Origin of the sequence: Pseudomonas sp. Sample_20, assembly GCF_004307585.1 — a bacterium.
Lineage (GTDB): Bacteria > Pseudomonadota > Gammaproteobacteria > Pseudomonadales > Pseudomonadaceae > Aquipseudomonas > Aquipseudomonas atacamensis.
The window spans coordinates 68,788-89,713 of the sequence record NZ_RCOA01000123.1 but is presented as its reverse complement, the minus strand read 5'-3'; the positions used below and the strand labels follow the sequence as shown (position 1 = coordinate 89,713).

Genomic DNA, 20,926 nt, shown 5'->3' with positions numbered 1-20,926 from the left:
CGCCAGTCTTTTACAGCCAGCTTGCAGTTTTCCACGGATGCTCACGCCACTTGTTCTGAAAAAACTCGATGAACACTCGTATCCGTGGACTCAAATGCTTGCGATCCGAATAAAGCAGGTAGATCGGCTCGACCACACCCGTTTTGAAATCCTCAAGCAACGGCACCAGTGTTCCCGCTTTTACATCAAGCCCGATATGAAAGTCCGCAAGCTTCACCACGCCAGCGCCTGACAGCGCCATGTCGCGCAACAGATCGCCTTGAGTAAACGACGCGCTGGCGGTCACCGGTACCGAGACGCCGTCTCCATCCTGCAAAAATGACCATTTGTTCCACGGGCTGACGAAGCTGAAATTGAAGCAACGATGATTCAGCAAATCTGCGGGTGTGGTTGGTGTGCCGTGTACGGCCAGGTACTGGGGCGAGGCACAGATCAGCCATTCACATTCGCCGATGCGTCTGGCAATGCGTGATGAGCTGGGCAATACGCCGCTGTGGATGGCGATATCCAGACCTTGCTCGAAGTGATCGACAAATTGCGCACCGAGCTGAATCTCAACGTCCAGTGAGGGATACAAATCCAGAAATTCCGGCAGCCACGGCACGATCTGGTGTTTGGCGAAAGAGGTCATGGTGTGGATGCGCAGGGTGCCACTGACCCTGGAGGGCAACGCCTCGGCCAGCGAGTCCGCCTCGTTCATGGCTTCGACGACGGCTTTGGCGCTGCGCAGGTAAGCGGCGCCCTCCTCGGTCAGCGTCAGCACGCGTGAGCCGCGCTGGAACAGCCGGACCTGCAAGCGATCTTCCAGGCGAGTGATCAGTTTGCTGACCGCTGATGGCGTCAGGTGATGGGCGCGCGCGGCAGCAGAAAAACTTCCACATTCGGTAGACCAGATAAAAGCGAGTAGCTGCGAATAATTGTCCATGGCCGGTCCTGGCGAAAAGCTTGAAGGCATGTTGTCTCAACGCTCATGAAAAAGCGCGCCGAAGCGCGCTTTTTCCTGGGGGCCGGGTCAGCGAATGAACTGTTCGATGTAGTCGTCCGGCAAACCCAGCGTCTTGTAATGCGCTCGGGCGGCTTCAAGCTTGGTGAACACATCTTCGTAACCCACGGCAACGCCCTGCGGATCGACGTAAGTGTAGCCACCCTGCACGTGGAACCAGGTGATCATTTCACTCACATCCTCGGGGACGAACAGGGTATGCGTTTCACCGGGCGGCTCATAGGCAAAAGACCCCTCCTCCGCGATCCAGTCATGCTCCAGGTAGTACCAGCGACCCTTGAGCACGATCGCATGCACGCCGCCGGTATGGCGGTGACGCGACAGCACGCCGGCCTGACGCACCCGCAACAGGTTGATGTAATAGCCGCCGCTGGTGTTGAGCAGCAATGGCTTGAAGGAGACAGATTTCGTTACCGGCACCCACAGCGCATCGTCTTCGAGCCACTGCGTCATGACGCCCGGATGCACCATGTCGGGCGTCATGAAGGGAACTTGCGGCAACTGGTACGCAATGGCGAGCTCATCAGGTTTAACAGGAGTATTCATAGTCAGGCCTCTAGGTTTTCTTGACGAACTCACAGCACTTGATTGCGCCAGGACTTCGCTTGAGGGAAAGGTTATGGCGTCGCTGTACGGGAGAAAACAGCTACTTGGTCACACCTGTTGTGACGCAGGATCACAGCGTCGCGGGCGGCTTCGCGCAGCCTCTGATCAACCGCGCCCCCAGGCTGTCAGCCGCCGCCAATCCTTCCACCAGGCGCTGGTAGGTCAAGGGCGGCTGCATGTTTCTGGCGTATGCCGCCGATAAGGTCGCGTCCACGAGAATACTGATCTGCGCCGTCGTCAACGGCGTGCGCTGACCCAGCTCAGCGAGCGTCACAGGCAGCTTCACCGCGTGCAGCAGACGCGCGACCTGTTCAATCTCTTCGACCGGTCGCGCCTCCACCGCCATCTGCACCAGCGTGCCGAACGCTACCAGTTCGCCGTGCAGCATCGACGCCATCGCCGGTATCGCGGTCAGCCCCCGAACGAGGGCATGGGACAGTGACAAACCACCGCTCTCGAAACCGACACCGCTGATCAGCACGGTGCCTTCGATGACCCGCTCGACATCATCGGTGAGTTCATGTCGACACACCGCCTGATAAGCCGGCACGCCGTACTGCATCAGCGTGTCGAAAACCAGGTTGGTGAGCATCAACGCGGTGTGCAGAGGCGGTGTGCCGAAAGAGTTGTGGCCTGCGGCGGCGTAGCACTGTCGGGCTTCGAATTTCTTGCTGATGGCATCGCCGATCCCGGCCGCGAAGAACCGTGCCGGCGCCTGAACGATGACCTCTGTATCGACAATCACCGCAGCGGGATTCATCTTCAGGAACTCCACGCCCACCACTTTGTGCTCTTCGTCGTAAAGCACGATCAGCCGACTCGTTGGCGCGTCACTTGAAGCGATCGTGGGGCAGACAATGATCGGTACGTCGAGATTGGCCGCCAGCCCCTTCGCCGTATCGATGGTCTTGCCACCGCCCAGCGCAATGATCGTGTCGGGGGCGTGCAGCAATGCCTGCTCGGATAACTGCGCAATGGCAGCGCGCGTGCACTCGCCGGGAAACTCGATGTGCAATGGTTCCAATCCCTGGTCCTGCAACGCGGCGCCAACCTGCGGCCATAGATGCCGGGCGACAAACTCATCGCAAAGCACCAGCGGCCGTGATCGGCCCATGTCGCTCAGCACTCTGCCCAATTGTTGCAATGCATTCGGACCCTGCTCGTAGCGACCGGGAAATCCCATCGTTTTAACCATGACAAACGTCCTCGCAAGAAGTCATCAGCGCATCAACCAGCCGCCCGCGACATCAATCACCTGGCCGGTGATGAAGTCGCTTTCGCTCGACGTGAGAAAACACGCCGCCCTTGCCACCTCAAGCGGTGTGCCCAGCCTGCGCAGCGGCGTCTCGTCGACCACGGCTTGATTGGCCTGGGCCGATACGGTCTTGAGTAATGGCGTTTCGATTCGTCCCGGTGCCAGCGCATTGGCGGTGACTCCGAACGGCCCGAGTTCGCCGGCCAGGTGGCGGGTAAAGCCGATGATTGCGGCTTTGGTCGCACTGTAGTGCGCTGCGACAATCGGCAAGAACGCGCTGCCCGCCACCGAAGACATATTGACGATGCGCCCGAACCGGCGCTCGACCATGCCGGGCGCGAGCACTCGCACCAGGTTGAAGGAGCCATTGAGGTTGATATCGACCACCCGCAGCCACTCATCCGGCGCCATGGTCCAGATCGGCGCGGGTGCGCCGTGGTGTTTGGGCGAAATGCCGGCGTTGTTGATCAGCGTATCGATGAGGCCGAGCTCACCTTGCAAGCGCTCGCAGGCAGCAGCGCAGTCTTGAAAACTCGCGACATCAGCCTGCGCCCACGCGACCGCAAAACCCGCATCACGCAACGCCCCGGCCTGCTGTTGCACCTTGTCGGCATCAGCGTCGAGCAGCGCCACGGCTGCACCTTCTTCGCAATACAACCGCGCGATCGCCGCACCGATGCCACCACCGGCGCCGGTGACCAATACGGTGCGCCCGGCGTGTCTGGAATGAGTCATGACCTTCTCTCGCTTGCAGATGAATGGACTGGGTCAGAGCCCCAGATAAGCACGCTTGACGTGCGGGTTTTCCAGCAGTTCCTGGCCGGTGCCGCTGAGCACCACTTCGCCGTTCTCCAGCACGTAACCTCGATGAGCAATGCGCAGCGTATGAACGATGTTCTGCTCGACGATCAACACGGTGGTGCCCAACTGGAGAATCCTGTTGATGATCTCGAAGACCTGCGACACCAGCAGCGGTGACAGGCCCAGCGACGGCTCATCAAACATCAACAATTTCGGCTCGGCCATCAGGCCCCGGGCGATGGCAACCATTTGTTGTTCGCCGCCCGACAGTGTCCCGGCGTTCTGATCAAGACGTTCGCGCACCCTCGGAAACAGATCGAGAATATTGTCCAGACGCTGCCTGTAGCCCGCTCGTGCACTGCGTTTGTAAGCGCCCATCAACAGGTTGTCGCGCACGCTGATGAAGGGAAACAACTGGCGCCCCTCCGGTATCAGCGTCAGGCCCGCGTCGACAATCTGATCGGGGCGATGGCCATCGATGCGCTGGCCTTCGAATTCGATCGTGCCTTGGGACGGTGTGACGATGCCGCACAAGCTGCGCAGGGTCGTGGTTTTGCCGGCGCCGTTGGCGCCGACGATAGTCACCACCTCACCGGCATTGACCTCGAACGACACGCCACGAAGGATCTCCGTACCGCCATAGCCGCTGTGGACGTTGTCGAGTTTAAGCATGGCTGTACTCCTTACCGAGGTAGGCTTCGATAACCTGAGGATCGTTGATCACATCGTGAGGCGCGCCCTGCATCAGCAGCGTGCCGGAACTGATCACGACGATGCGGTCAGAAAGGCTCATGGTGGCTTGCATCAAGTGCTCGATCATCAACACGCTGACGCCCGAATCACGCACCCGGCGAATCACTGCGATGGCCCTGGCAACATCCGTCGGGTTGAGGCCGGCCATGACTTCGTCGAGCAGCAGGATGCGCGGGCGGGTCGCCAGAGCGCGTGCCATTTCCAGGCGTTTCATGCCGCCGACCGTCAAGTTGCGCGCCCGGGTGTCGAGCAGCGCGGTGAGTTCGGTCAGCTCGGCGACTTGCTCGGCGATCGCCCTCGCCTCCTTCGCGTCGGCGGTGTGCATGAATGCACCGAGCATGATGTTCTCGCAGACACTCAAATCAGCGAATGGCTGGACGATCTGAAAGGTCCGGCCAATGCCTGCCCTGGCGAACTCGGCCGGGCTGCTCGGGGTGACCCAGTCGCCATTGAGCAGGCGCACTTTCACTTGGCCTTTGGACGGCAGGAGAAATCCGGAGAGCTGGTTGAACACCGTGGTTTTGCCGGCGCCGTTCGGGCCGATCACACCCACGATTTCGCCTTCGGCCAAGCTCAGCGAAACATCGTTGGTAGCGTGCAGTCCGCCAAAGAACTTGTGCAGGTTTTCTGCGACCAGAACCGGCTCACCGTGCGTGGCCGAGTGGGCTTGCGCCAAGGTCGGCCCGATCGGTGCTTCTGTATTTGCCATCGAACGACGGCCGCCGGGCAATGAGTCGAGCCAGGCAAATATCCGGGCCCCAAAACGCCCCACCACGCCTTGCGGAATAGTCAGCACCACCGCGACCAGCACGATGCCATAGACCAGACCGTGCACACCGCTGCCCAGATCGCCCAGCCAGCCGCGTGCCAGTTCAGCCAGCGGCAGCACCAGCAAAGTGCCGATCAGCGGTCCCGATACCGTGCCCAGTCCACCAATCAACGCGAACATGGCGATCTGAATCGACATCTCCAGAGAAAACATCGAGCCGGGTTCGATGAAGGTCAGGTACATCGCGTGAAAGCTGCCGACCAGGCTGGTAATAAATGCGGACAACACCACGGCGATCAGCTTGACCTTGACCGAGTTCACGCCCACCGCATGGGCGGCGTCTTCACGTTCACGCACGGCGATCAGGTAATAACCCAGTCGGGAATTCTTGATCTTCCACGACACTGCCAATGTGATGACCAGAAACGCGAAGGCGATCAGCAGGTACGGCCAGCGCGGGCGGAACAACATCCACTCGAAACCGAGCCTCAGCGGTACGCCCAGCCCTGCCGCACCACCGGTCACGTCATGCTGATTGATCGCCACCAGACGCACGACCTCCAGCACCGCAATGGTCGCCAAGGCAAAAAACGGCCCGCGCAATCTGAAGCATGGCCAACTGATCAGCACCGCGACAATCGACGACAGGATTGCGCCAGCGAACATGCCGATCCATGGACTGATGCCCAGTTTCATCATCAACAGCGTCGTCGTGTAAGCGCCCACTCCATAGAACACGGCATGCCCCAACGACAGCTGGCCGGCAAACCCGCCGACGATGTTCCAGGCACTGGCCAGTGCCGCATAACTGCATATGAGGATGAACAGGTGATAAACGAACGGCGAGCCAACGCTCAATGGAATGATCAGTAACAGCGCCAGGGCCAGTGCACTGACATAGACACGCGGGTGCAAAATATTCATGACCATTTTCCTCACTCAGACCCGCGACCGGCGCCGAAAAGACCTGTCGGACGAAACACCAGGATGCCCAGGAAAATCGTGAAATAGACGACCTCCTTGAGGTCTGGCGCGATGTAGTAACCGGCGAGACTGTCGACGATGCCGATCAGCATTGAACCGATCAGTGCGCCGGACAGGCTGCCCAGACCGCCCAGCACCACAATCACAAACGCCGTCAGCACGAAGAAAGTGCCAACGGTTGGAAAGACCGGATATTGCGGAGCGATCAGTCCCGAGGCGACGCCCAGGCAGGCGCAACCCAGGCCGAAGGCAAACACATAGATGTTCTTGACGTTGACGCCCATCAGTTGCGCCGCGTTGCGATGCTGTGCAGTAGCGCGGACAGCCCGGCCGAGAAAGGTGTTCTGCAAAAACCAGTGCAGCCCCGCGACCAGTGCGAGCGACGCGACAAACGTGATCAACTGACCGCTGCTGACGCGAAAGGCGCCAAAGCTGACGGTTGTGGTACCGACGCTGATGTTCTTCACCGTCATGACGTCGGCACCGAAGATCAGCAACGCGCCGTTCATCAGAGCAATCGAGACGCCCACGGTGGCGAAAATCTGGATATGTCCCTCAGCGCCAAGCAACGGCTGAATGATGAAACGCTGCATTGCCGCACCAGCGGCAAACAACAGGATCGTCGCAGGAATGATCGCCATATACGGGTGGATGCCGAAGTGCGAATTCAGCAAGTACACGGCATACAGGCCGATCATCAGAAACTCGCCATGGGCGAAGTTGACCACACGCACGATGCCGAAAATCAAAGTCAGGCCGATGCTGATGATGGCCAACGTGCCACCGAGCAATAAGCCGTTCAACAGGAGCTGGATGAAAATTTCCACGGTTGGCGCCCTCTTTGCGAGCGAACGAACCCGTGAAGCTCAATGATCAAGCTTCAGCAGATTGCGGGTTCAGGTATCAGGGTTGGTCGGAAAAACGCGCTTGGGCAACGGCGGCTGCCTGGGGGTAAACGGTTTTCAGCAGTCCGTTCTGCCACTGCATGATTGCCGTATTGGCGCGCTGGTTCTGGCCGTTCTTGCCAAACCTGGCACCGATGCCGGCAGCCGTACCGCCGAGAGGAATATCGATGGTTGCCACCGACGCACGGATCGCATCGGCGTCCAGCGAAGTACTGTTTTCCATGGCATCGAGGAATATCTTCGCCCCGACATAGTTGATCAGGCTGTGGCCCGAGCGCGGTTCGCTGCCGTAGCGATCCTTGTATGCCTTGGCGAACGCACCGATACCGGGAGCGCCGTTTTCATTGGTCTGGAACTGTGGGAAATCGACATCGAGCACGCCTTCCATATTGGCTGCGCCGACGACCTTGACCGTGTCCTGCATGGAATAGCCGCCGCCGGCGCCGATAACGGCTTTGGGCCTGAAACCGGCTTCGCGGATCTGGCGGAAAAACAGCGTCGTGTCGTTCTGATAACTGGTCTGCAATACCACATCCGCCTGGGCGCCTTTCAAACGCAGGATCAGCGATGAGAGATCGACCGCTTTGGCCGAATACGGTAGTACCTCGACCACATTCAGACCTTGCTCCTGAGCGATTTTTTTCTGAAACCCGGCGATGGTCGTACCGTACAGCGCATCCTCGTGGATGATCGCGACCTTCAATTGTTTCGGATCGACCTTGAGCGATGGGCTGACAATCTCCGTGATGGCGGTGATGGTGCCTTCGGCAAAATTCCTGGCGGTCGGGTTGCTGCGCATCACGTAGCTCAGATCACGCTCAGTGATGTGGTCGGACACCGCACCCAACTCGAAAAACGGCACCCCCGCCATCTCCGTCACCTGCGTGGCCGCAAATGACAGCGCCGAGGAATAGCTGCCAAATACAGCAGTGACGTTCTCAACAGAGGTGAGCCGGCGCGCGGCACCGACCGCTTGTCCCGCATCGACTGCGTCGGCCTTGAGCAACTTGATCGGCTCGCCCTTCAAACCGCCCGAGGCATTTCGTTCGGCGACGGCCAGTTCGAGGCCACGGAAGCTCTCGTCGCCCAGCAACGCCAGGGATCCACTCAGGGGATAAAGCGCACCGATCCTGATGTCCGCGAGCGCGGCAACCGGAGTGGACAGGCAAAGCAGGATGCCGGCAGCTTTCAGCCAGCTTTTCGCGGTAGCCGCCACGGCCACGACTTCCTCTTGAGCGAGTCTCATTGGATTCATCTCCCGCAGATATTGTTTTTATTGTTCCTTCAAGTGATCCGTGCCGAGCACAGACATCGTCGGATTACAGTGGCAATGAAACGGCAGTTTCTGCGCCACTGTTTGCAAGAGTACGGCTCGCCGAGATTGGCTGGATATAGCTGAAAAAGCACACCTGCTGTGAATTTGCGGCACAGCTTTTATCGCCGCTGATCAGTCCCAAGGCGCCGGCGACCATGCTTCCACCAGCCTGTCGATGAACAGCCGAATCTTCGGCGACAGGTGTCGCTTGCTCGGATAAATCACCCGGATCGGCTCGGCAGCCTCGGCGTACTCTGCGAGCAACTGCACGAGCTTGCCACTGCGCAGGTCATCGTTGACCACATAGGATGGCAACGTCGCGATACCGAGGCCTGCCGCAGTCGCCTGATGCAAGGCTTCGGCGCTGTCCATTTGCAGCCGTCCGGCATGAATGACCGGCACAGGCTGACCATTGACGCGAAAATTCCACGGCAGCAATCGGCCACCGCTGACGAAGTGCAGGCACGCATGCCCGGCGAGATCTTCGGGTGTCTGCGGTGCCGGATGTTCATTCAGATAATCGGGCGCGGCACAGGTGATCATTTGCTGGTAAGCCACCGTGCGCGTGAGTAGTCCGGAGTCTTCCTTGGGCGGACCGATGCGAATCGCCAGATCGAAACCCTCGTCGATCAGGTCGACCAGTCGATCGGAAAACGTCGCATCGATGGCGAGCGACGGCCAGTCTCTCAGGCAGCGCTCGATGTGCTGTACAACGTGCAGCCGGCCCAGTGCTACCGGCAGGCTCATGCGCAAGCGGCCGCTGGGCGTCGAACGGCGGAACGCCAAAGCTTCTTCGACCTCGTCCAGATCCTGCAGGATGCCCACACATCGCTCATACAGCACCCGACCATCGTCGGTCAGGCTCAGGCTGCGGGTGGTGCGGTTGAGCAGGCGGACCTGCAGACGTGATTCGAGCCGCACGATCGATTTACCGACGGCCGAGCGGGTCAGCCCGAGTTGCCTGGCCGCCGCCGTAAAACTTCCGGTATCCACCGAGGCGACGAAGGCGGCGATGTCGTTCAGGTTATGCAGTTCCATGTGGCCTCCGGGTTTGGCATTCAAGCGGCTTGGCACCGGTTATGGGGAACCCTATTCCCCAATAATGAGCATAACATCTCGATTAGTTAAGCCATCACTAACGCCTGATCGAGGTCATATGAACACTGAAGTAAAAGCAGCCGTGCAAACCTGGGCCAACAGCCTCAGCGATCTGGTACCTGTGCTCAAGGGCACCGATACCACCACAAGGATGAGCGACATCCGCGATGCCTACGCAAAAATGCTCGGGCAGAATCAGTCGCCTGCTGGCGTGGCGTTTGAAGCAGTCGACATGGGCGGCGTGCCCGCTACGCTGGTGACTCCGGATGAGCTCAAGACCGATGCGGTGCTGATGTACATCCACGGCGGTGCCTACATCGTCGGTCGACCTGACGGCTACCACGGCATCGGCGGCAACTACGCAAAAATGCTTGGCGCGCGGGTGTACATGCCGGATTACCGCCTCGCACCCGAGCATCAGTTCCCCGCCCCCATCGATGACACTTTGCGCGCCTATGAGTGGTTGCTTGAGCAGAACATCGCCGCCAGCAAGATTGCCTTCGCAGGCGAGTCGGCGGGTGGCGCGATGGTGGTCAGCGTGATGGTCGCGGCAAAATCCAAAGGCTTGCCCTTGCCCGCAGTGGGTTCGTCAATCTCGCCTTGGGCCAACCTCGAACACACCGGCGCCTCCATGAGCAATCGTGAAGGCCTTGATCCGCTAAACTCCAAGCCCGTGCTGGACATCCTCGCGCGAGCCTTTCTCGGCGACACCCTGGCCAACCATCCGCTGGCCTCGCCGGTGTTCGCCGACGTCACCGGACTGCCACCGATTCTGGTACAGATCGGCGAAAACGAACTGATGCTCAGTGACGCCATGCGTCTGGCCAATCACCTGGCGGACAACCGCGTCCGGGTCAATCTTGAAGTGTGGCCCGGCATGTTTCACGCATGGCATTTCTACGCGGGCATACTGGCCGAGGGGCAGCAGGCGCTGGAGAGTTCGGTGAGGTTTATCGAGGCGGGGTTGATTGGGGCGGCTCGCTGATCAGACAGCATTCGCTGCTGATCGGCGACACTTCTGGCTGTATAGCTCGGCGCCTTGGCGGTATGGTGGTTTGCCGACCGCCGAGGAACCCTGAATGCCGAAAAAACCACCACCCCCTGACAGCACCGCCAGCGCAGCCGACATCGAACGCGCCATTCTGGCCTTGAACAAAATGGCCGAGCGTCTGTGGGGTGACGGGCGCGAAGCCGAGGCCAAGGCGCTGCTCGATGCGCTGGATGCGTTGAACCGCGCCCTCGACCGGATCCGCATCGGGGAAAGTCGCAGGGCCGTCACCCTGCACTGAATCAGACCTGATGAAACTTGCACGGTCACTCATTCTCGTGACCGTGCGCATCGGCACAGGACAATCGTCCGGACTCGCCGCCGGCGATTCGTTCTGCCTGATCGATGCCACGTTTGAGCGCATCCTCGACTTCCCATTCCACGCCGGGCAATTTCCTGATGCGCTCGTAGGCGCACTCGCCGGTCGCGGTGTAAACGCTGATGAACATTTCGACGTCGCCATCATCGGCTTCCCGTGCCCGTACCTCGATATGACAGCCGTTTTCAACTTCTTCGGTATGGCACTTTTCCGCCTTTTCCGTCGCCTTCCATTTGTTGTAGGTTTCGCCGCGTTTGAACATGTCGAACTCCTGAACTCAACTCGCTCACGTCAAAGATCTTTCCTTTGGCGGAATAATTCCACGGATTGCCAAGAGGCATTTTCAGCATAGCGCGTTGATTCGCGCCCGCCGTTTCGCTAGTTCAACCGTTCGTCAGCTTGCGTAACATTCTGTAAAACCAACGTCGGAATGCTCATTCAAAACGTTCGAGGCCCAGGCGAGCTCAAGTACAACTCGTTATTCAGCCCAGCGTGATTAGCCGGTACAGAAACAGGGTTTTCTGTCCATGGCCAACTGTTGCCCGAAGAAAACAAGGATCGATATAAAGAACAGGAGCATGTATGAAGCGAACAATCAGCTATTGCCTGGTCTATCTCGCTACCAGCGTTCTGCTCGCCGGTTGCAACCTGGTGGTGTTCAACCCCAAGGGCGATGTTGCCCGCGATGAACGCGACCTGATCATTCTCGCCACGGGCCTGATGCTGTTGGTGGTGATCCCGGTCATCGTCATGACCTTCCTGTTCGCCTATCGCTACCGCGCGACCAACAAGAAGGCCCGTTATTCGCCGCGTTGGGCCAGTTCGCACAAGATCGAAGCGGTGGTCTGGGGCGTGCCATTCCTGATTATTTGCGTACTCGGCTGGGTGACCTGGGAAACCACCCATGCACTCGATCCCTATCGCCCGTTGGACTCCGACGTGCCGCACCTCAATGTGCAAGTGGTGGCAACGGACTGGAAATGGCTGTTCATTTACCCCGATCTGGGTATTGCCTCAGTCAATGAACTGGCGATACCGGTGAATACGCCGGTAAGTTTCACCGTCACTTCCGACGCGGCCATGACTTCATTCTTTATTCCGGCACTCGGTGGGCAGATATATGCCATGGCCGGCATGCAGACCAAGTTGCATTTGATCGCCAATGAAATCGGCCAGTATCGCGGGATTGCTGCGAACTATAACGGCCACGGTTTTTCCGACATGCACTTCAGCACCCTGGCACTCAGTGGCGCGGATTACGAAGCGTGGGTCAACAAAGTCAAAGCGGCGCCCGGGCAACTTGATCAGGCCAGTTACGCGGAATTAGCCAAGCCCTCCGTCGCGCACAAGATCAATTATTACTCGGCTGTGCAGGAGCGACTGTTTCTCGACATCGTCGACAAGTACGAAGGAATGAACAAAGCACCGCGCAAGAAGGAAACCCAGGTGCAACGCAACGGCGACGATGTGCGCGTCAATCAACAACCGAGTCTGCTGGCCGAGGAGCGTTAAATCATGTTCGGGAAACTTTCATGGGACGCGGTTCCACTGCACGAGCCGATTGTCATGTACACCCTGGCTATCGTCGGCCTGATGGGCTTTGCCCTGGTCGGCACCGTGACCTGGAAACGCAAGTGGGGTTACCTCTGGCGCGAGTGGTTCACTTCGGTCGACCACAAGAAGATCGGCTGCATGTACATCATCGTCGCGCTGGTCATGCTGCTGCGTGGTTTCTCCGACGCGATCATGATGCGTACCCAGCAGGCGATGGCATCCAGTGGCGGGCCGGGCTATCTGCCGCCGGAACACTACGACCAGATCTTCACCGCCCACGGCGTGATCATGATTTTCTTCATGGCCATGCCGTTCGTGGTCGGCCTGATGAACATCGTCGTGCCGTTGCAGATCGGTGCCCGCGACGTCGCTTACCCGTTCCTCAACGCGCTGAGTTTCTGGCTGTTCGTGGTTGGCGCGGCACTGGTGAATATTTCCCTGGGCGTCGGTGAATTTGCCCGCACCGGTTGGGTCGCCTACCCGCCCCTGTCCGAACTTGGCTACAGCCCCGGGGTGGGGGTGGATTACTACATCTGGTCATTACAGATATCCGGCATAGGGACGCTGTTAACCGGGGTTAACTTCTTCGTGACCATTCTGAAGATGCGCACCGAAGGCATGACCCTGTTCAAGATGCCGGTGTTCACCTGGAACGCACTGTGCACCTCGATCCTGATTCTCGCTGCGTTCCCGATCCTTACCGCCACCCTGTTGATGCTGACCCTCGATCGTTATCTGGGCATGCACTTTTTCACCAACGAGGCCGGCGGCAACCCGATGATGTACGTCAACCTCATCTGGGCGTGGGGCCATCCGGAGGTGTACATCCTGATCCTGCCGGCGTTCGGGATCTTCTCGGAGATCGCCGCGACCTTCAGCAGCAAGCGCCTGTTCGGCTATGTCTCGCTGGTGTGGGCGACGATTGCGATCACGATTCTGTCGTTCATTGTCTGGCTGCACCACTTCTTCACCATGGGCGCGGGGGCCAACGTCAACGCGTTCTTCGGCATCATGACGATGATCATTGCAGTGCCGACCGGGGTGAAGATCTTCACTTGGCTGTTCACCATGTATCGCGGCCGCGTGCGCTTCGAAACGCCGATGCTGTGGACGCTGGGCTTTATCGTCACGTTCAGTATCGGCGGCATGACCGGCGTGCTGCTGGCGGTGCCCGGGGCCGACTTCCTGCTGCACAACAGCCTGTTCCTGATCGCCCACTTCCATAATGTGATCATCGGTGGCGCGGTGTTCGGCTACATGGCCGGGCTGACTTACTGGTTCCCCAAGGCGTTCGGCTTCCGCCTCAACGACCGCCTCGGGCGCATCGCGTTCTGGTGCTGGCTGGTCGGTTTCTACTTCGCGTTCATGCCGTCTTACGTGCTCGGTTTCATGGGCATGACCCGGCGCCTGAACCATTTCGACAACCCGGCCTGGCAACCGTGGCTGCTGCTGGAACTGTTTGGCGTCGGCATCATTCTTTGCGGCGTGTCCGCGCAGGCGTTGCAGCTCTACGTGAGCATCCGCAACCGCGCGAAACTGCGCGACCTCACCGGCGACCCGTGGGACGGTCGCACCCTGGAATGGGCCACGGCCTCGCCGCCACCGTTCTACAACTTCGCCGAGCAACCGAAAGTCAACGATCTCGACGCCTATTGGGGCATGAAGGAGCGCGGCGTCAGCACCCTCAGTCACACCGACTACCGCGCCATTCACATGCCGCGCAACACCTCCGCCGGCCTGGTGATCAGTGTCTTCGCGCTGATCTGCAGCTTCGCCTTGGTGTGGCATATCTGGTGGCTGGCGATCTTCGGCCTGGTCGCTTCGGTGGTGGCGATGATCGTGCGCAGCTATGACGAAGACATCGACTATTTCGTCCCGGCGCAGGAAGTGGCGCGGATTGAAAAAGCGCGTCTCAAAGACTTGGCGGAGGCTTGAACATGTCCAACATCGTTCTGGATAAAGACATCGCGCACAGCCATGAACATGGCCACGAAGACGCGGGCTCGATGCGCATTTTCGGTTTCTGGATCTACCTGATGACCGACTGCATCCTGTTTGCGACGCTGTTCGCAGGCTATGCGGTACTGCGTGACAGCGTGGCTGGCGGGCCTTCGACTGTCGACATTTTCGAACTGCCCTACGTCCTTGCCGAAACCGCGTTGCTGCTGCTCAGCAGCATCACTTACGGCTACGCGATGCTGGCGATGAACCGCAATGACAAATCCCACGTGCTGCGCTGGCTTGGCGTCACCTTCGTGCTGGGTTGCGGCTTCATCGCCATGGAAATCAACGAATTCCATCATCTGATCGCAGAAGGCTACGGGCCGGATCGCAGCGGATTCCTGACCGCGTTCTTCACCCTCGTCGGCACCCACGGCGCCCACGTGCTCAGTGGTCTGGTGTGGATGGCGGTGTTGATGCTGCAAGTGCGCAGCCGGGGCCTGACCAATACCAACACCACGCGCCTGAGTTGCCTGAGCCTGTTCTGGCACTTCCTCGATGTGGTGTGGATCTGCGTATTTACCGTGGTTTATCTGCTGGGGGTGGTGTGACATGTATAACCAGAGCCCGATTCATAGCAGTGCCGGCACCAGCCATGGCACCAGTCGTTCGTACATGGTCGGTTTCATCATTTCGGTGATTCTGACCGTCATTCCCTTTGGCCTGGTCATGTACCCGACGTTGCCACGCAGCGTCACCGCCTGGGTGGTGGTTGCACTTGGCGTGGTGCAGGTCTTCGCCCACCTCAAATATTTCCTGCATCTGGACACCGCCAAGGAGCAACGCTGGAACCTCAGAGCGCTGATCTTCTCGGTGGTGATCATTCTTCTGCTGGTGGGGCTTTCGCTATGGATCATGGACAGCATTCACCACAACATGCTGGCGCACTGAAGCAATGGCGGCTGTCGCTGAATGTCGGGCTGGAACTGACCAAGCCCGGCATCATCGTCGGCAATCTGGCTTCGGTGTTCGGCGGCTATCTGCTTGCCGCCGGTGGCCGCCCGGTGTCCCTGGCGCATTTATTGGCCGCCCTGCTCGGCACCGCGCTGGTCATCGCTTGCGGTTGCGTGACCAACAACTGCGTCGACCGCGATATCGACCGGCGCATGGTGCGCACCTGTCATCGGGCGCTGGCCGTTCGCGCTGTGTCGTTGCCCAGTGCGTTTTGCTACGCGGCAGTGCTGGGTGTGATCGGCTTCGGTTTGCTGTGGGTCGGCACCACAGCACTGGCCTGCGCCATGGCGGCAGTCGGTCTGATCGTTTATGCGGGCGTTTATACCTGCCTGATGAAACGCCGTTCGCACTGGGGCACGCTGGTCGGCAGCCTGTCCGGGGCCATGCCGCCGGTGGTCGGTTATTGCGCCGTGACCGGCAGCTTCGATGCCACGGCGCTGATGCTGATCGTGGTGTTTTGCTGCTGGCAGATGCCCCACTCCCACGCGATAACCGTCATGCGCCATGAAGACTTTCGTGCCGCCGGATTGCCGACGTTGACGCTCAGACAGGCACGACGCGAGATCAACCTGTACATGGTCGCGTTCCTGATCAGCGCGGCGATATTGGGCTGGGTGGCGGCTATCAATGTTTCTTATCCGCTGGTGGTGCTCGGGCTGGGCGGCTACTGGTTTTATCTGACGTTGCGACCGGTGCGAACCACCAATGCGAAAGTCTGGGCGAGGCGCATCTTCAGCGTGTCGATCCTGCTGATCCTGGCGCTGAATCTTTCCTTGGCACTGAACGCCGTACTGCCCTCGCCCTCTGCGCTCTACCGCTCATCGGGCGTGGCGGAAAATCATCAAACGCAGGTGCGGGGCGGGTTATCACAATCGGTAACGACTGCCTTTACAGACCACCTGGAGGAAACCCATGGCTAACGATCCTTCAACAATTGATTGCGCCTGCCCGGGCTGCACCTGCAAATGCGGCGGCGAGCAAACCTTCGAGCGTGACGGCAAGCAGTTTTGCAGTCAGGCCTGCGCCGATCTTCACCCGAAGGGCCAACCGTGCCCGTCCTCGGCCTGCCATTGCGAGCAGAACCTTGGCGCCGATGAGCGCAATGTCAGTGACTCGAAACTGGATCAGGCGGTCGAGGAAACCTTCCCTGCCAGCGATCCGATTTCCCCGTGAGCCTCAATCGACGCAGCCTCAATCTGGTCGCAGCAGCCTTCGCGCTGACCGCCTTGTCCTATGGCTTGGCGCGCTTCGCCTATGGACTGCTGCTGCCACAGATTCGTCAGGATCTGACGCTCAGCGTGACCGCTGCCGGATGGATCGGAGGCAGTGCGTTTGCGGCTTACTGTGTGGGCATCGTTGCGACGTTTGCCTGCAACGGCAAAGTCAGTCCGCGCGGGTTGACGGTGATGGCCGGCGCCGCTGCGACGCTGGGCATGGGATTGGTGGTTGTCGCTTCGTCGGGATTGGCGTTGGGCTGCGGTGTGGCGCTGGCGGGATTGAGCACGGGTCTGACTTCGCCGCCATTGGCCAGTGCGGTGGCAGCGCGTCTTGATGATGCGGATCGCCCGCGGGCCAATGGTTTTATCAATGCCGGGACAGCGGCGGGCATCGTTTTTTCCGGTTTGGCGGCGATATTGGCGGCCGGGCAATGGCGCCAGCTGTATGCCCTGTTTGCCTTGATCGGCATCGGCGTCACAATCTGGCTCTGGTTTGCGCTACCGCGCCGGGTCGAGCGTGACGTCGCGCAGAACTTCTCGCTGGCAATGCTGCGTCGACCCGGCGTACTGCCTTTGTGCGCCAGTGCTTTCCTGATGGGCCTGGCGAGCACGGCGATCTGGACATTCGGTGCCGATATCCTGCGCAGCGAGGCTGGACTCAGCGATCAGTCGATCGCCTGGGCGTGGATCGTCCTGGGGGCGGCGGGAATCAGCGGCTGCATGACGGGCGTGTTCACCGGCCGATTCGGTGTCGTGCGTATTCAGCATCTGGCACTGGCAGGGATCGCCCTCGGGACGTTGAGCCTGGCGGTCGCTGCCGTTTCAGCCGGCTGGGCCCTCGCAGCAATGTGCCTGTTTGGCGCGGCCTATATCATTTCCTCGGGCGTTTATCTGCTGCAAGGCATCCGCCTGTTTCCGGATCGTCCCGACTTGGGATTGGGCATACCGTTTCTGCTTCTGGCACTCGGCCAAACCGCCGGCACGCCGATTTTCGGCGCAGTGCTGGAGGCAACGGGCGTGACGTTTGCCCTGTGTGTTTTCGCGGCGGCCGCTTGCGCCGCCATGGTGCTGTGCCCAAGAGATGGTGAAAGTCCGCGCGGACAGATGTGCCAATCCACCGAAGGCTTGGGTCGCTAATGATTTTTATCGTCAGGAGTACAAACCATGGCCGTAAACATCAGCAATCTCACCCTCTCCACTCCGGTCCCCGTTTCGGCAACCAATCCGGTCGCACTTGAGCTCAACGGCGCCGAGGCCATTGCGCAGTTCCCCAGCATCGTCACGGTGCTGCCGGATGGATCGCTGCAACTGTCCGCGCCAACCAAAGGCGCCTCGAGCAAGAGCACTCACCGCACTCGCTGCGAATGGAAAGAATCCTTCTATTGGTCTCTGGCCAGCGCCGCTGACCACCTCAACTATCAGGAAATGACCGTGACCAAGGTCAACTCTGCGCAGAAAGTGGTTATCTCGCAGATGCATGTGAAAAACGACGACAGCCCTGCAATCAAAGTGTTCTGGCAGAAAGGCAACATCACCATGGGCTTCCGCCAGAGCTTCAACCAGCCCACCCCGGTCAACACCACGGTGCTCAAGGGCGTGCCGCTGGGGGCGAAGTTCAAGGTGACCATTCGCGCCAACTCTGCCGGCGTAGCTCGAGTCACCGTCGACTACAACGGCGTTGTCGGTACATCAGGTGATTTGCAGCTCGACTCAACCTGGAATTCGCAGGTGTTCAATTTCCACGGCGGGGTCTACAACCAGATCGACTACACCGACGCCACCCCGCCAGAGGATGGCTCGATCTGCATCATCAGTGATTTGTTGATTTCGCATACTTAGGCGCTGAAACGAGCAAGGGCCTGCGTCAGCTTTCGCTGGCAGGCCCTTGTCAGAGCTGAGCTCGATGGTGGGTTTTCAGCCTCCTCTTCGACTTCGAAATTGCCTGCGTCCTAACGTCGCAGCCGTCAGCTATTGGCAAATCCTGCGCAAGCCGTAGAATCCCGCGCGCTCTTGCAAGCGCGCGTCTGGTCACAGACGCGAACTTGCAGGGCTGGCCATGTCGTCCGACGCCACCGCCCTGCCCGATCGGCAGACATTTGCACAATACCTGTTCCAGCCTGGCAACCGCATGCGCAGAGGCGCACGTTGCGCTGTACGATTTCTTGAGGTTTTTATGTCTCCGCGTTTGCTGGCCATGGCGCTGGCGCCCCTGCTCGGGCTGTTCATTATTGCTCTGGGCAACGGTTTTCTGTCGTCCCTGACCACCCTTCGCCTGGACGCCGCCGGCGCCTCGGCGACGATGATCGGAATTGTTTCGTCGGCCTACTTCATCGGCCTGACGCTGGGCGCAGTGTTCAACGACCGGCTGATTCTGCGCATTGGCCATATACGCGCCTACGGCAGCTTCGCCTCGCTGATTGCCGTGACGATCCTGTTGCAAGGTCTGTTTTATGACACCTGGGGCTGGCTGGTCCTGCGCCTGATCAACGGCTGGGCGACGGTCGGTGTGTTTCTGGTGATCGAAAGCTGGCTGCTGCTGGCCGGTGACGAGAAGATTCGCGGGCGTTTGCTCGCGCTGTACATGATCGTGCTTTATGGCGCTGGCGTTCTGGGCCAGGCGACGCTGGGAACCATCACTGGCATGAGTGACAGCGCGCCGTTCATGGTCGCTGGCATGCTCGCTGCGTTGTCGGTGCTGCCGATCGTGATCCTGCCGCGCGTGTCGCCGCTGCTCGATCAGGTCGAACCGCTCAAGCCCCGGCAACTGCTGGGCGTGACGCCGACCGGGCTGGTCGGCTGTTTCGGCTCGGGCGTGACCATCGCGGCGATCTACACCTTGTTGCCGCTGTATCTGCAACGCAGAGGTCTGGACGTCGGTGAAGTCGGCAGCATGATGGCCTGGACGATTCTCGGCGCGATGTTGCTGCAGTATCCGGTCGGACGCTGGTCCGACCGCACCGATCGCTTGCAGGTGCTGACGCTGCTGACGGTGGCGTGCACCGCGTTATCACTGGTGATTGTGCTGCTGCCGCTGTCTTCGACAATGCTCGCGGCGATGCTGTTTCTGCTCGGTGGCGGTGTCTTCGCGCTGTACCCCGTGGCCGTCAGCCACGCGGCCGACCGCGCCCCGGCCGAAGCGCTGGTGCCGATGATTCAGGGTTTGCTGCTGATCAACTCGCTGGGCTCGGCCATCAGCCCGATGATGATCTCGCCGGTGATGAACTCGTTCGGCGCCAACGGCCTGTTCTGGGTCTTCGCAGTGGTCAATTTGAGCATGGTCAGCTTTTTCTTCTGGCGCCGCGGCAAACGCCCGGTGCCAGCCAACCCCGCACCGTTCACGGCGGCAGCCACCTATTCGCCGACGGGTGCGGAGTTGCGGGTCACCGAGGATTTGCGCGTCGCCGCTGAGGAGCATCCGGCGATGATGGATGCGATCAGCGGAGAACTGGTGACGCAGCCGCGGTGACAGGTGATCAGCAACTGCCCGGCGGGATGCCGTCCTTGTTGAAGTCCTTCAAGCGCTCGCGCTCTTCTTCGGTGGAATGCGCCGGGGTTGTTTGATCCGGTACTTCTTGCGGCACTTCGGTTTTTTCTTCAGTCATGGCTTTGCCCTCGTTGTCGATGCTATTTCGGCATCGGCGAGGGCTGGCAGTTCCGGATTTGCAGCTCCACCGCAGCCATGCGCTTGAGTTGCGGCGAACACTCCCTTCGACGAACAGCGCAAGATGCTTGCCTCAAGAGCGGGCACGCTCAATCAACATCCTCTGCAACGTGTTGTCCTTCACCCAATAATGGTGGAACAGCCCCGCCAGCGCGTGCAGGCCGATCAGCCAGTAGCCGGCACTGCCAATCCATTCGTGCCAGTACTTGAGTTTTTTGGCCAGGTCCGGATCAATAGCCACCGGCGCCGGCACATGGAAGCCGAAGTACGGAAACGGCTTATCGCCCGCCGCGAGCATCAGCCACGCGAGGAGCGGTGTGGCAATCATCAATCCATACAGCGCCAGGTGTGTCAGGTGCGCGATTGCGGTCTGCCACGCCGGCGGCTTGGGGATAATCGGCGGACGCGGGGTCAGGCGGCCGATCAGGCGAATCCACACTAATGCGAAGATGCTGGCGCCAAACAGGCCATGCAGGCCCATCAGCACGCCGCGTCCCTCACTGCCCTTGGGCAGGTAGCCCTTGATTTCGACGCACGCATACACCCCGACGAACAACGCCAGCATCAGCCAGTGCAGGATGATTGAGAGTTTTCCATAACGGGTTACAGCGGTGTCGCGGATCATAGGAAACGCCTCGTGATTGTTGTGGAACGACGAACTTTTCGCTGGCCTACCGTGCTCG

The 20,926-nt window shown here is 59.9% G+C and carries 23 protein-coding genes; 11 read left to right on the top strand and 12 right to left on the bottom strand.

The features are described 5' to 3' along the window. Positions 1–10 precede the first annotated feature (10 nt). The 9 genes from D8U70_RS24480 to D8U70_RS24440 all read right to left on the bottom strand — a co-directional run bounded on the left by D8U70_RS24480 (position 11) and on the right by D8U70_RS24440 (position 9,429). Positions 11–925 (bottom strand): LysR family transcriptional regulator, encoded by a 915-nt coding sequence (locus D8U70_RS24480; RefSeq protein WP_130929954.1) that lies wholly within the window; start codon positions 923–925, stop codon positions 11–13. Positions 926–1,012: 87 nt separating this feature from the next. Next, on the bottom strand, positions 1,013–1,549 hold the full coding sequence (locus D8U70_RS24475) for a 2,4'-dihydroxyacetophenone dioxygenase family protein (protein WP_016774574.1): 537 nt from the start codon (positions 1,547–1,549) through the stop codon (positions 1,013–1,015). Positions 1,550–1,679: 130 nt separating this feature from the next. Then, positions 1,680–2,804 (bottom strand): glycerol dehydrogenase, encoded by a 1,125-nt coding sequence (locus D8U70_RS24470; RefSeq protein ID WP_130929953.1) that lies wholly within the window; start codon positions 2,802–2,804, stop codon positions 1,680–1,682. A gap of 24 nt (positions 2,805–2,828) precedes the next feature. Continuing rightward, positions 2,829–3,599, bottom strand: a complete 771-nt coding sequence (locus D8U70_RS24465; RefSeq protein ID WP_130929952.1) for an SDR family NAD(P)-dependent oxidoreductase — start codon at positions 3,597–3,599, stop codon at positions 2,829–2,831. Between the two features lie 33 nt (positions 3,600–3,632). Continuing rightward, positions 3,633–4,337 carry an ABC transporter ATP-binding protein gene (locus D8U70_RS24460; RefSeq protein WP_130929951.1) on the bottom strand — a complete coding sequence of 235 codons (705 nt, stop codon included), beginning with the start codon at positions 4,335–4,337 and terminating at the stop codon, positions 3,633–3,635. Then, positions 4,330–6,111 (bottom strand): branched-chain amino acid ABC transporter ATP-binding protein/permease, encoded by a 1,782-nt coding sequence (locus D8U70_RS24455; RefSeq protein ID WP_206663056.1) that lies wholly within the window; start codon positions 6,109–6,111, stop codon positions 4,330–4,332. Before D8U70_RS24455 ends, D8U70_RS24460 begins: the two co-directional genes overlap by 8 nt. An 11-nt stretch (positions 6,112–6,122) precedes the next feature. Then, positions 6,123–6,998 carry a branched-chain amino acid ABC transporter permease gene (locus D8U70_RS24450; protein WP_024012825.1) on the bottom strand — a complete coding sequence of 292 codons (876 nt, stop codon included), beginning with the start codon at positions 6,996–6,998 and terminating at the stop codon, positions 6,123–6,125. Positions 6,999–7,074: 76 nt separating this feature from the next. Beyond that, positions 7,075–8,322, bottom strand: coding sequence for an ABC transporter substrate-binding protein (locus D8U70_RS24445; RefSeq protein ID WP_130929949.1), 1,248 nt, complete (start codon positions 8,320–8,322; stop codon positions 7,075–7,077). A gap of 201 nt (positions 8,323–8,523) precedes the next feature. Further along, positions 8,524–9,429, bottom strand: a complete 906-nt coding sequence (locus D8U70_RS24440) for a LysR family transcriptional regulator (RefSeq protein ID WP_130929948.1) — start codon at positions 9,427–9,429, stop codon at positions 8,524–8,526. Between the two features lie 118 nt (positions 9,430–9,547). Between D8U70_RS24440 and D8U70_RS24435 the strand changes: the two genes are divergently transcribed. Together D8U70_RS24435 and D8U70_RS24430 are read left to right on the top strand one after the other, a co-directional pair. Then, positions 9,548–10,474: an alpha/beta hydrolase gene (locus D8U70_RS24435; RefSeq protein ID WP_177433993.1), complete on the top strand. Its 927-nt coding sequence runs from the start codon at positions 9,548–9,550 to the stop codon at positions 10,472–10,474. A 94-nt stretch (positions 10,475–10,568) separates the two neighbouring features. Beyond that, complete coding sequence (locus D8U70_RS24430) at positions 10,569–10,778, top strand: hypothetical protein (RefSeq protein WP_073474659.1); 210 nt, start codon at positions 10,569–10,571, stop codon at positions 10,776–10,778. 25 nt (positions 10,779–10,803) lie between these two features. On the opposite strand, the gene D8U70_RS24425 is transcribed toward D8U70_RS24430, so the two are convergent. Next, positions 10,804–11,118 carry a hypothetical protein gene (locus tag D8U70_RS24425; RefSeq protein ID WP_016774554.1) on the bottom strand — a complete coding sequence of 105 codons (315 nt, stop codon included), beginning with the start codon at positions 11,116–11,118 and terminating at the stop codon, positions 10,804–10,806. Positions 11,119–11,438: 320 nt separating this feature from the next. On the opposite strand from D8U70_RS24425, the gene cyoA reads away from it, so the two are divergent. The 9 genes from cyoA (at position 11,439) to D8U70_RS24380 (ending at position 20,048) form a co-directional block, all read left to right on the top strand. Then, entirely contained in the window at positions 11,439–12,368 is a 930-nt protein-coding gene (gene cyoA / locus D8U70_RS24420; protein WP_130929947.1) for a ubiquinol oxidase subunit II, read from the top strand. Positions 12,369–12,371: 3 nt separating this feature from the next. Next, on the top strand, positions 12,372–14,345 hold the full coding sequence (gene cyoB / locus D8U70_RS24415) for a cytochrome o ubiquinol oxidase subunit I (RefSeq protein WP_039760284.1): 1,974 nt from the start codon (positions 12,372–12,374) through the stop codon (positions 14,343–14,345). 2 nt (positions 14,346–14,347) lie between these two features. Further along, the gene (locus D8U70_RS24410) at positions 14,348–14,962 is read left to right on the top strand and encodes a cytochrome o ubiquinol oxidase subunit III (RefSeq protein ID WP_130929946.1); all 615 of its coding nucleotides are present in this window, start codon (positions 14,348–14,350) and stop codon (positions 14,960–14,962) included. Between the two features lies 1 nt (position 14,963). Further along, the gene (cyoD, locus tag D8U70_RS24405) at positions 14,964–15,302 is read left to right on the top strand and encodes a cytochrome o ubiquinol oxidase subunit IV (RefSeq protein ID WP_016774550.1); all 339 of its coding nucleotides are present in this window, start codon (positions 14,964–14,966) and stop codon (positions 15,300–15,302) included. Then, positions 15,260–16,285: a heme o synthase gene (gene cyoE / locus D8U70_RS24400; protein WP_130929945.1), complete on the top strand. Its 1,026-nt coding sequence runs from the start codon at positions 15,260–15,262 to the stop codon at positions 16,283–16,285. The genes cyoD and cyoE overlap by 43 nt, the downstream gene beginning before the upstream one ends. After that, a complete protein-coding gene (locus tag D8U70_RS24395) occupies positions 16,278–16,538 on the top strand; it encodes a metallothionein (RefSeq protein ID WP_177433992.1) in 261 nt (86 codons plus the stop codon). Before cyoE ends, D8U70_RS24395 begins: the two co-directional genes overlap by 8 nt. After that, positions 16,535–17,719 (top strand): MFS transporter, encoded by a 1,185-nt coding sequence (locus tag D8U70_RS24390; RefSeq protein ID WP_130929944.1) that lies wholly within the window; start codon positions 16,535–16,537, stop codon positions 17,717–17,719. Before D8U70_RS24395 ends, D8U70_RS24390 begins: the two co-directional genes overlap by 4 nt. 27 nt (positions 17,720–17,746) lie before the next feature. Continuing rightward, positions 17,747–18,421 carry a polysaccharide lyase family 7 protein gene (locus tag D8U70_RS24385; protein WP_056785602.1) on the top strand — a complete coding sequence of 225 codons (675 nt, stop codon included), beginning with the start codon at positions 17,747–17,749 and terminating at the stop codon, positions 18,419–18,421. Positions 18,422–18,710: 289 nt separating this feature from the next. Continuing rightward, positions 18,711–20,048, top strand: a complete 1,338-nt coding sequence (locus tag D8U70_RS24380; RefSeq protein ID WP_323167399.1) for an MFS transporter — start codon at positions 18,711–18,713, stop codon at positions 20,046–20,048. A gap of 7 nt (positions 20,049–20,055) precedes the next feature. On the opposite strand, the gene D8U70_RS28150 is transcribed toward D8U70_RS24380, so the two are convergent. Both D8U70_RS28150 and D8U70_RS24375 read right to left on the bottom strand, forming a co-directional pair. Next, positions 20,056–20,184, bottom strand: coding sequence for a hypothetical protein (locus tag D8U70_RS28150; protein WP_024012797.1), 129 nt, complete (start codon positions 20,182–20,184; stop codon positions 20,056–20,058). A 132-nt stretch (positions 20,185–20,316) separates the two neighbouring features. Next, positions 20,317–20,868, bottom strand: coding sequence for a cytochrome b (locus tag D8U70_RS24375; RefSeq protein ID WP_130929943.1), 552 nt, complete (start codon positions 20,866–20,868; stop codon positions 20,317–20,319). Between the last annotated feature and the right edge of the window lie 58 nt (positions 20,869–20,926).

Bases quoted from the DNA above. Each gene is read 5' to 3' on its own strand.
- D8U70_RS24430 (WP_073474659.1), top strand. From the start codon at position 10,569: ATGCCGAAAAAACCACCACCCCCTGACAGCACCGCCAGCGCAGCCGAC.
- D8U70_RS24475 (WP_016774574.1), bottom strand. From the start codon at position 1,549: ATGAATACTCCTGTTAAACCTGATGAGCTCGCCATTGCGTACCAGTTG.
- D8U70_RS24410 (WP_130929946.1), top strand. From the start codon at position 14,348: ATGTCCAACATCGTTCTGGATAAAGACATCGCGCACAGCCATGAACAT.
- cyoE (WP_130929945.1), top strand. From the start codon at position 15,260: ATGGATCATGGACAGCATTCACCACAACATGCTGGCGCACTGAAGCAA.
- D8U70_RS24425 (WP_016774554.1), bottom strand. From the start codon at position 11,118: ATGTTCAAACGCGGCGAAACCTACAACAAATGGAAGGCGACGGAAAAG.
- cyoA (WP_130929947.1), top strand. From the start codon at position 11,439: ATGAAGCGAACAATCAGCTATTGCCTGGTCTATCTCGCTACCAGCGTT.
- D8U70_RS24395 (WP_177433992.1), top strand. From the start codon at position 16,278: ATGGCTAACGATCCTTCAACAATTGATTGCGCCTGCCCGGGCTGCACC.
- D8U70_RS24460 (WP_130929951.1), bottom strand. From the start codon at position 4,337: ATGCTTAAACTCGACAACGTCCACAGCGGCTATGGCGGTACGGAGATC.
- D8U70_RS24375 (WP_130929943.1), bottom strand. From the start codon at position 20,868: ATGATCCGCGACACCGCTGTAACCCGTTATGGAAAACTCTCAATCATC.
- D8U70_RS24480 (WP_130929954.1), bottom strand. From the start codon at position 925: ATGGACAATTATTCGCAGCTACTCGCTTTTATCTGGTCTACCGAATGT.
- cyoD (WP_016774550.1), top strand. From the start codon at position 14,964: ATGTATAACCAGAGCCCGATTCATAGCAGTGCCGGCACCAGCCATGGC.
- D8U70_RS28150 (WP_024012797.1), bottom strand. From the start codon at position 20,184: ATGACTGAAGAAAAAACCGAAGTGCCGCAAGAAGTACCGGATCAAACA.
- D8U70_RS24445 (WP_130929949.1), bottom strand. From the start codon at position 8,322: ATGAGACTCGCTCAAGAGGAAGTCGTGGCCGTGGCGGCTACCGCGAAA.
- D8U70_RS24455 (WP_206663056.1), bottom strand. From the start codon at position 6,111: ATGAATATTTTGCACCCGCGTGTCTATGTCAGTGCACTGGCCCTGGCG.
- D8U70_RS24470 (WP_130929953.1), bottom strand. From the start codon at position 2,804: ATGGTTAAAACGATGGGATTTCCCGGTCGCTACGAGCAGGGTCCGAAT.
- D8U70_RS24440 (WP_130929948.1), bottom strand. From the start codon at position 9,429: ATGGAACTGCATAACCTGAACGACATCGCCGCCTTCGTCGCCTCGGTG.
- cyoB (WP_039760284.1), top strand. From the start codon at position 12,372: ATGTTCGGGAAACTTTCATGGGACGCGGTTCCACTGCACGAGCCGATT.
- D8U70_RS24380 (WP_323167399.1), top strand. From the start codon at position 18,711: ATGCGCAGAGGCGCACGTTGCGCTGTACGATTTCTTGAGGTTTTTATG.
- D8U70_RS24435 (WP_177433993.1), top strand. From the start codon at position 9,548: ATGAACACTGAAGTAAAAGCAGCCGTGCAAACCTGGGCCAACAGCCTC.
- D8U70_RS24465 (WP_130929952.1), bottom strand. From the start codon at position 3,599: ATGACTCATTCCAGACACGCCGGGCGCACCGTATTGGTCACCGGCGCC.
- D8U70_RS24385 (WP_056785602.1), top strand. From the start codon at position 17,747: ATGGCCGTAAACATCAGCAATCTCACCCTCTCCACTCCGGTCCCCGTT.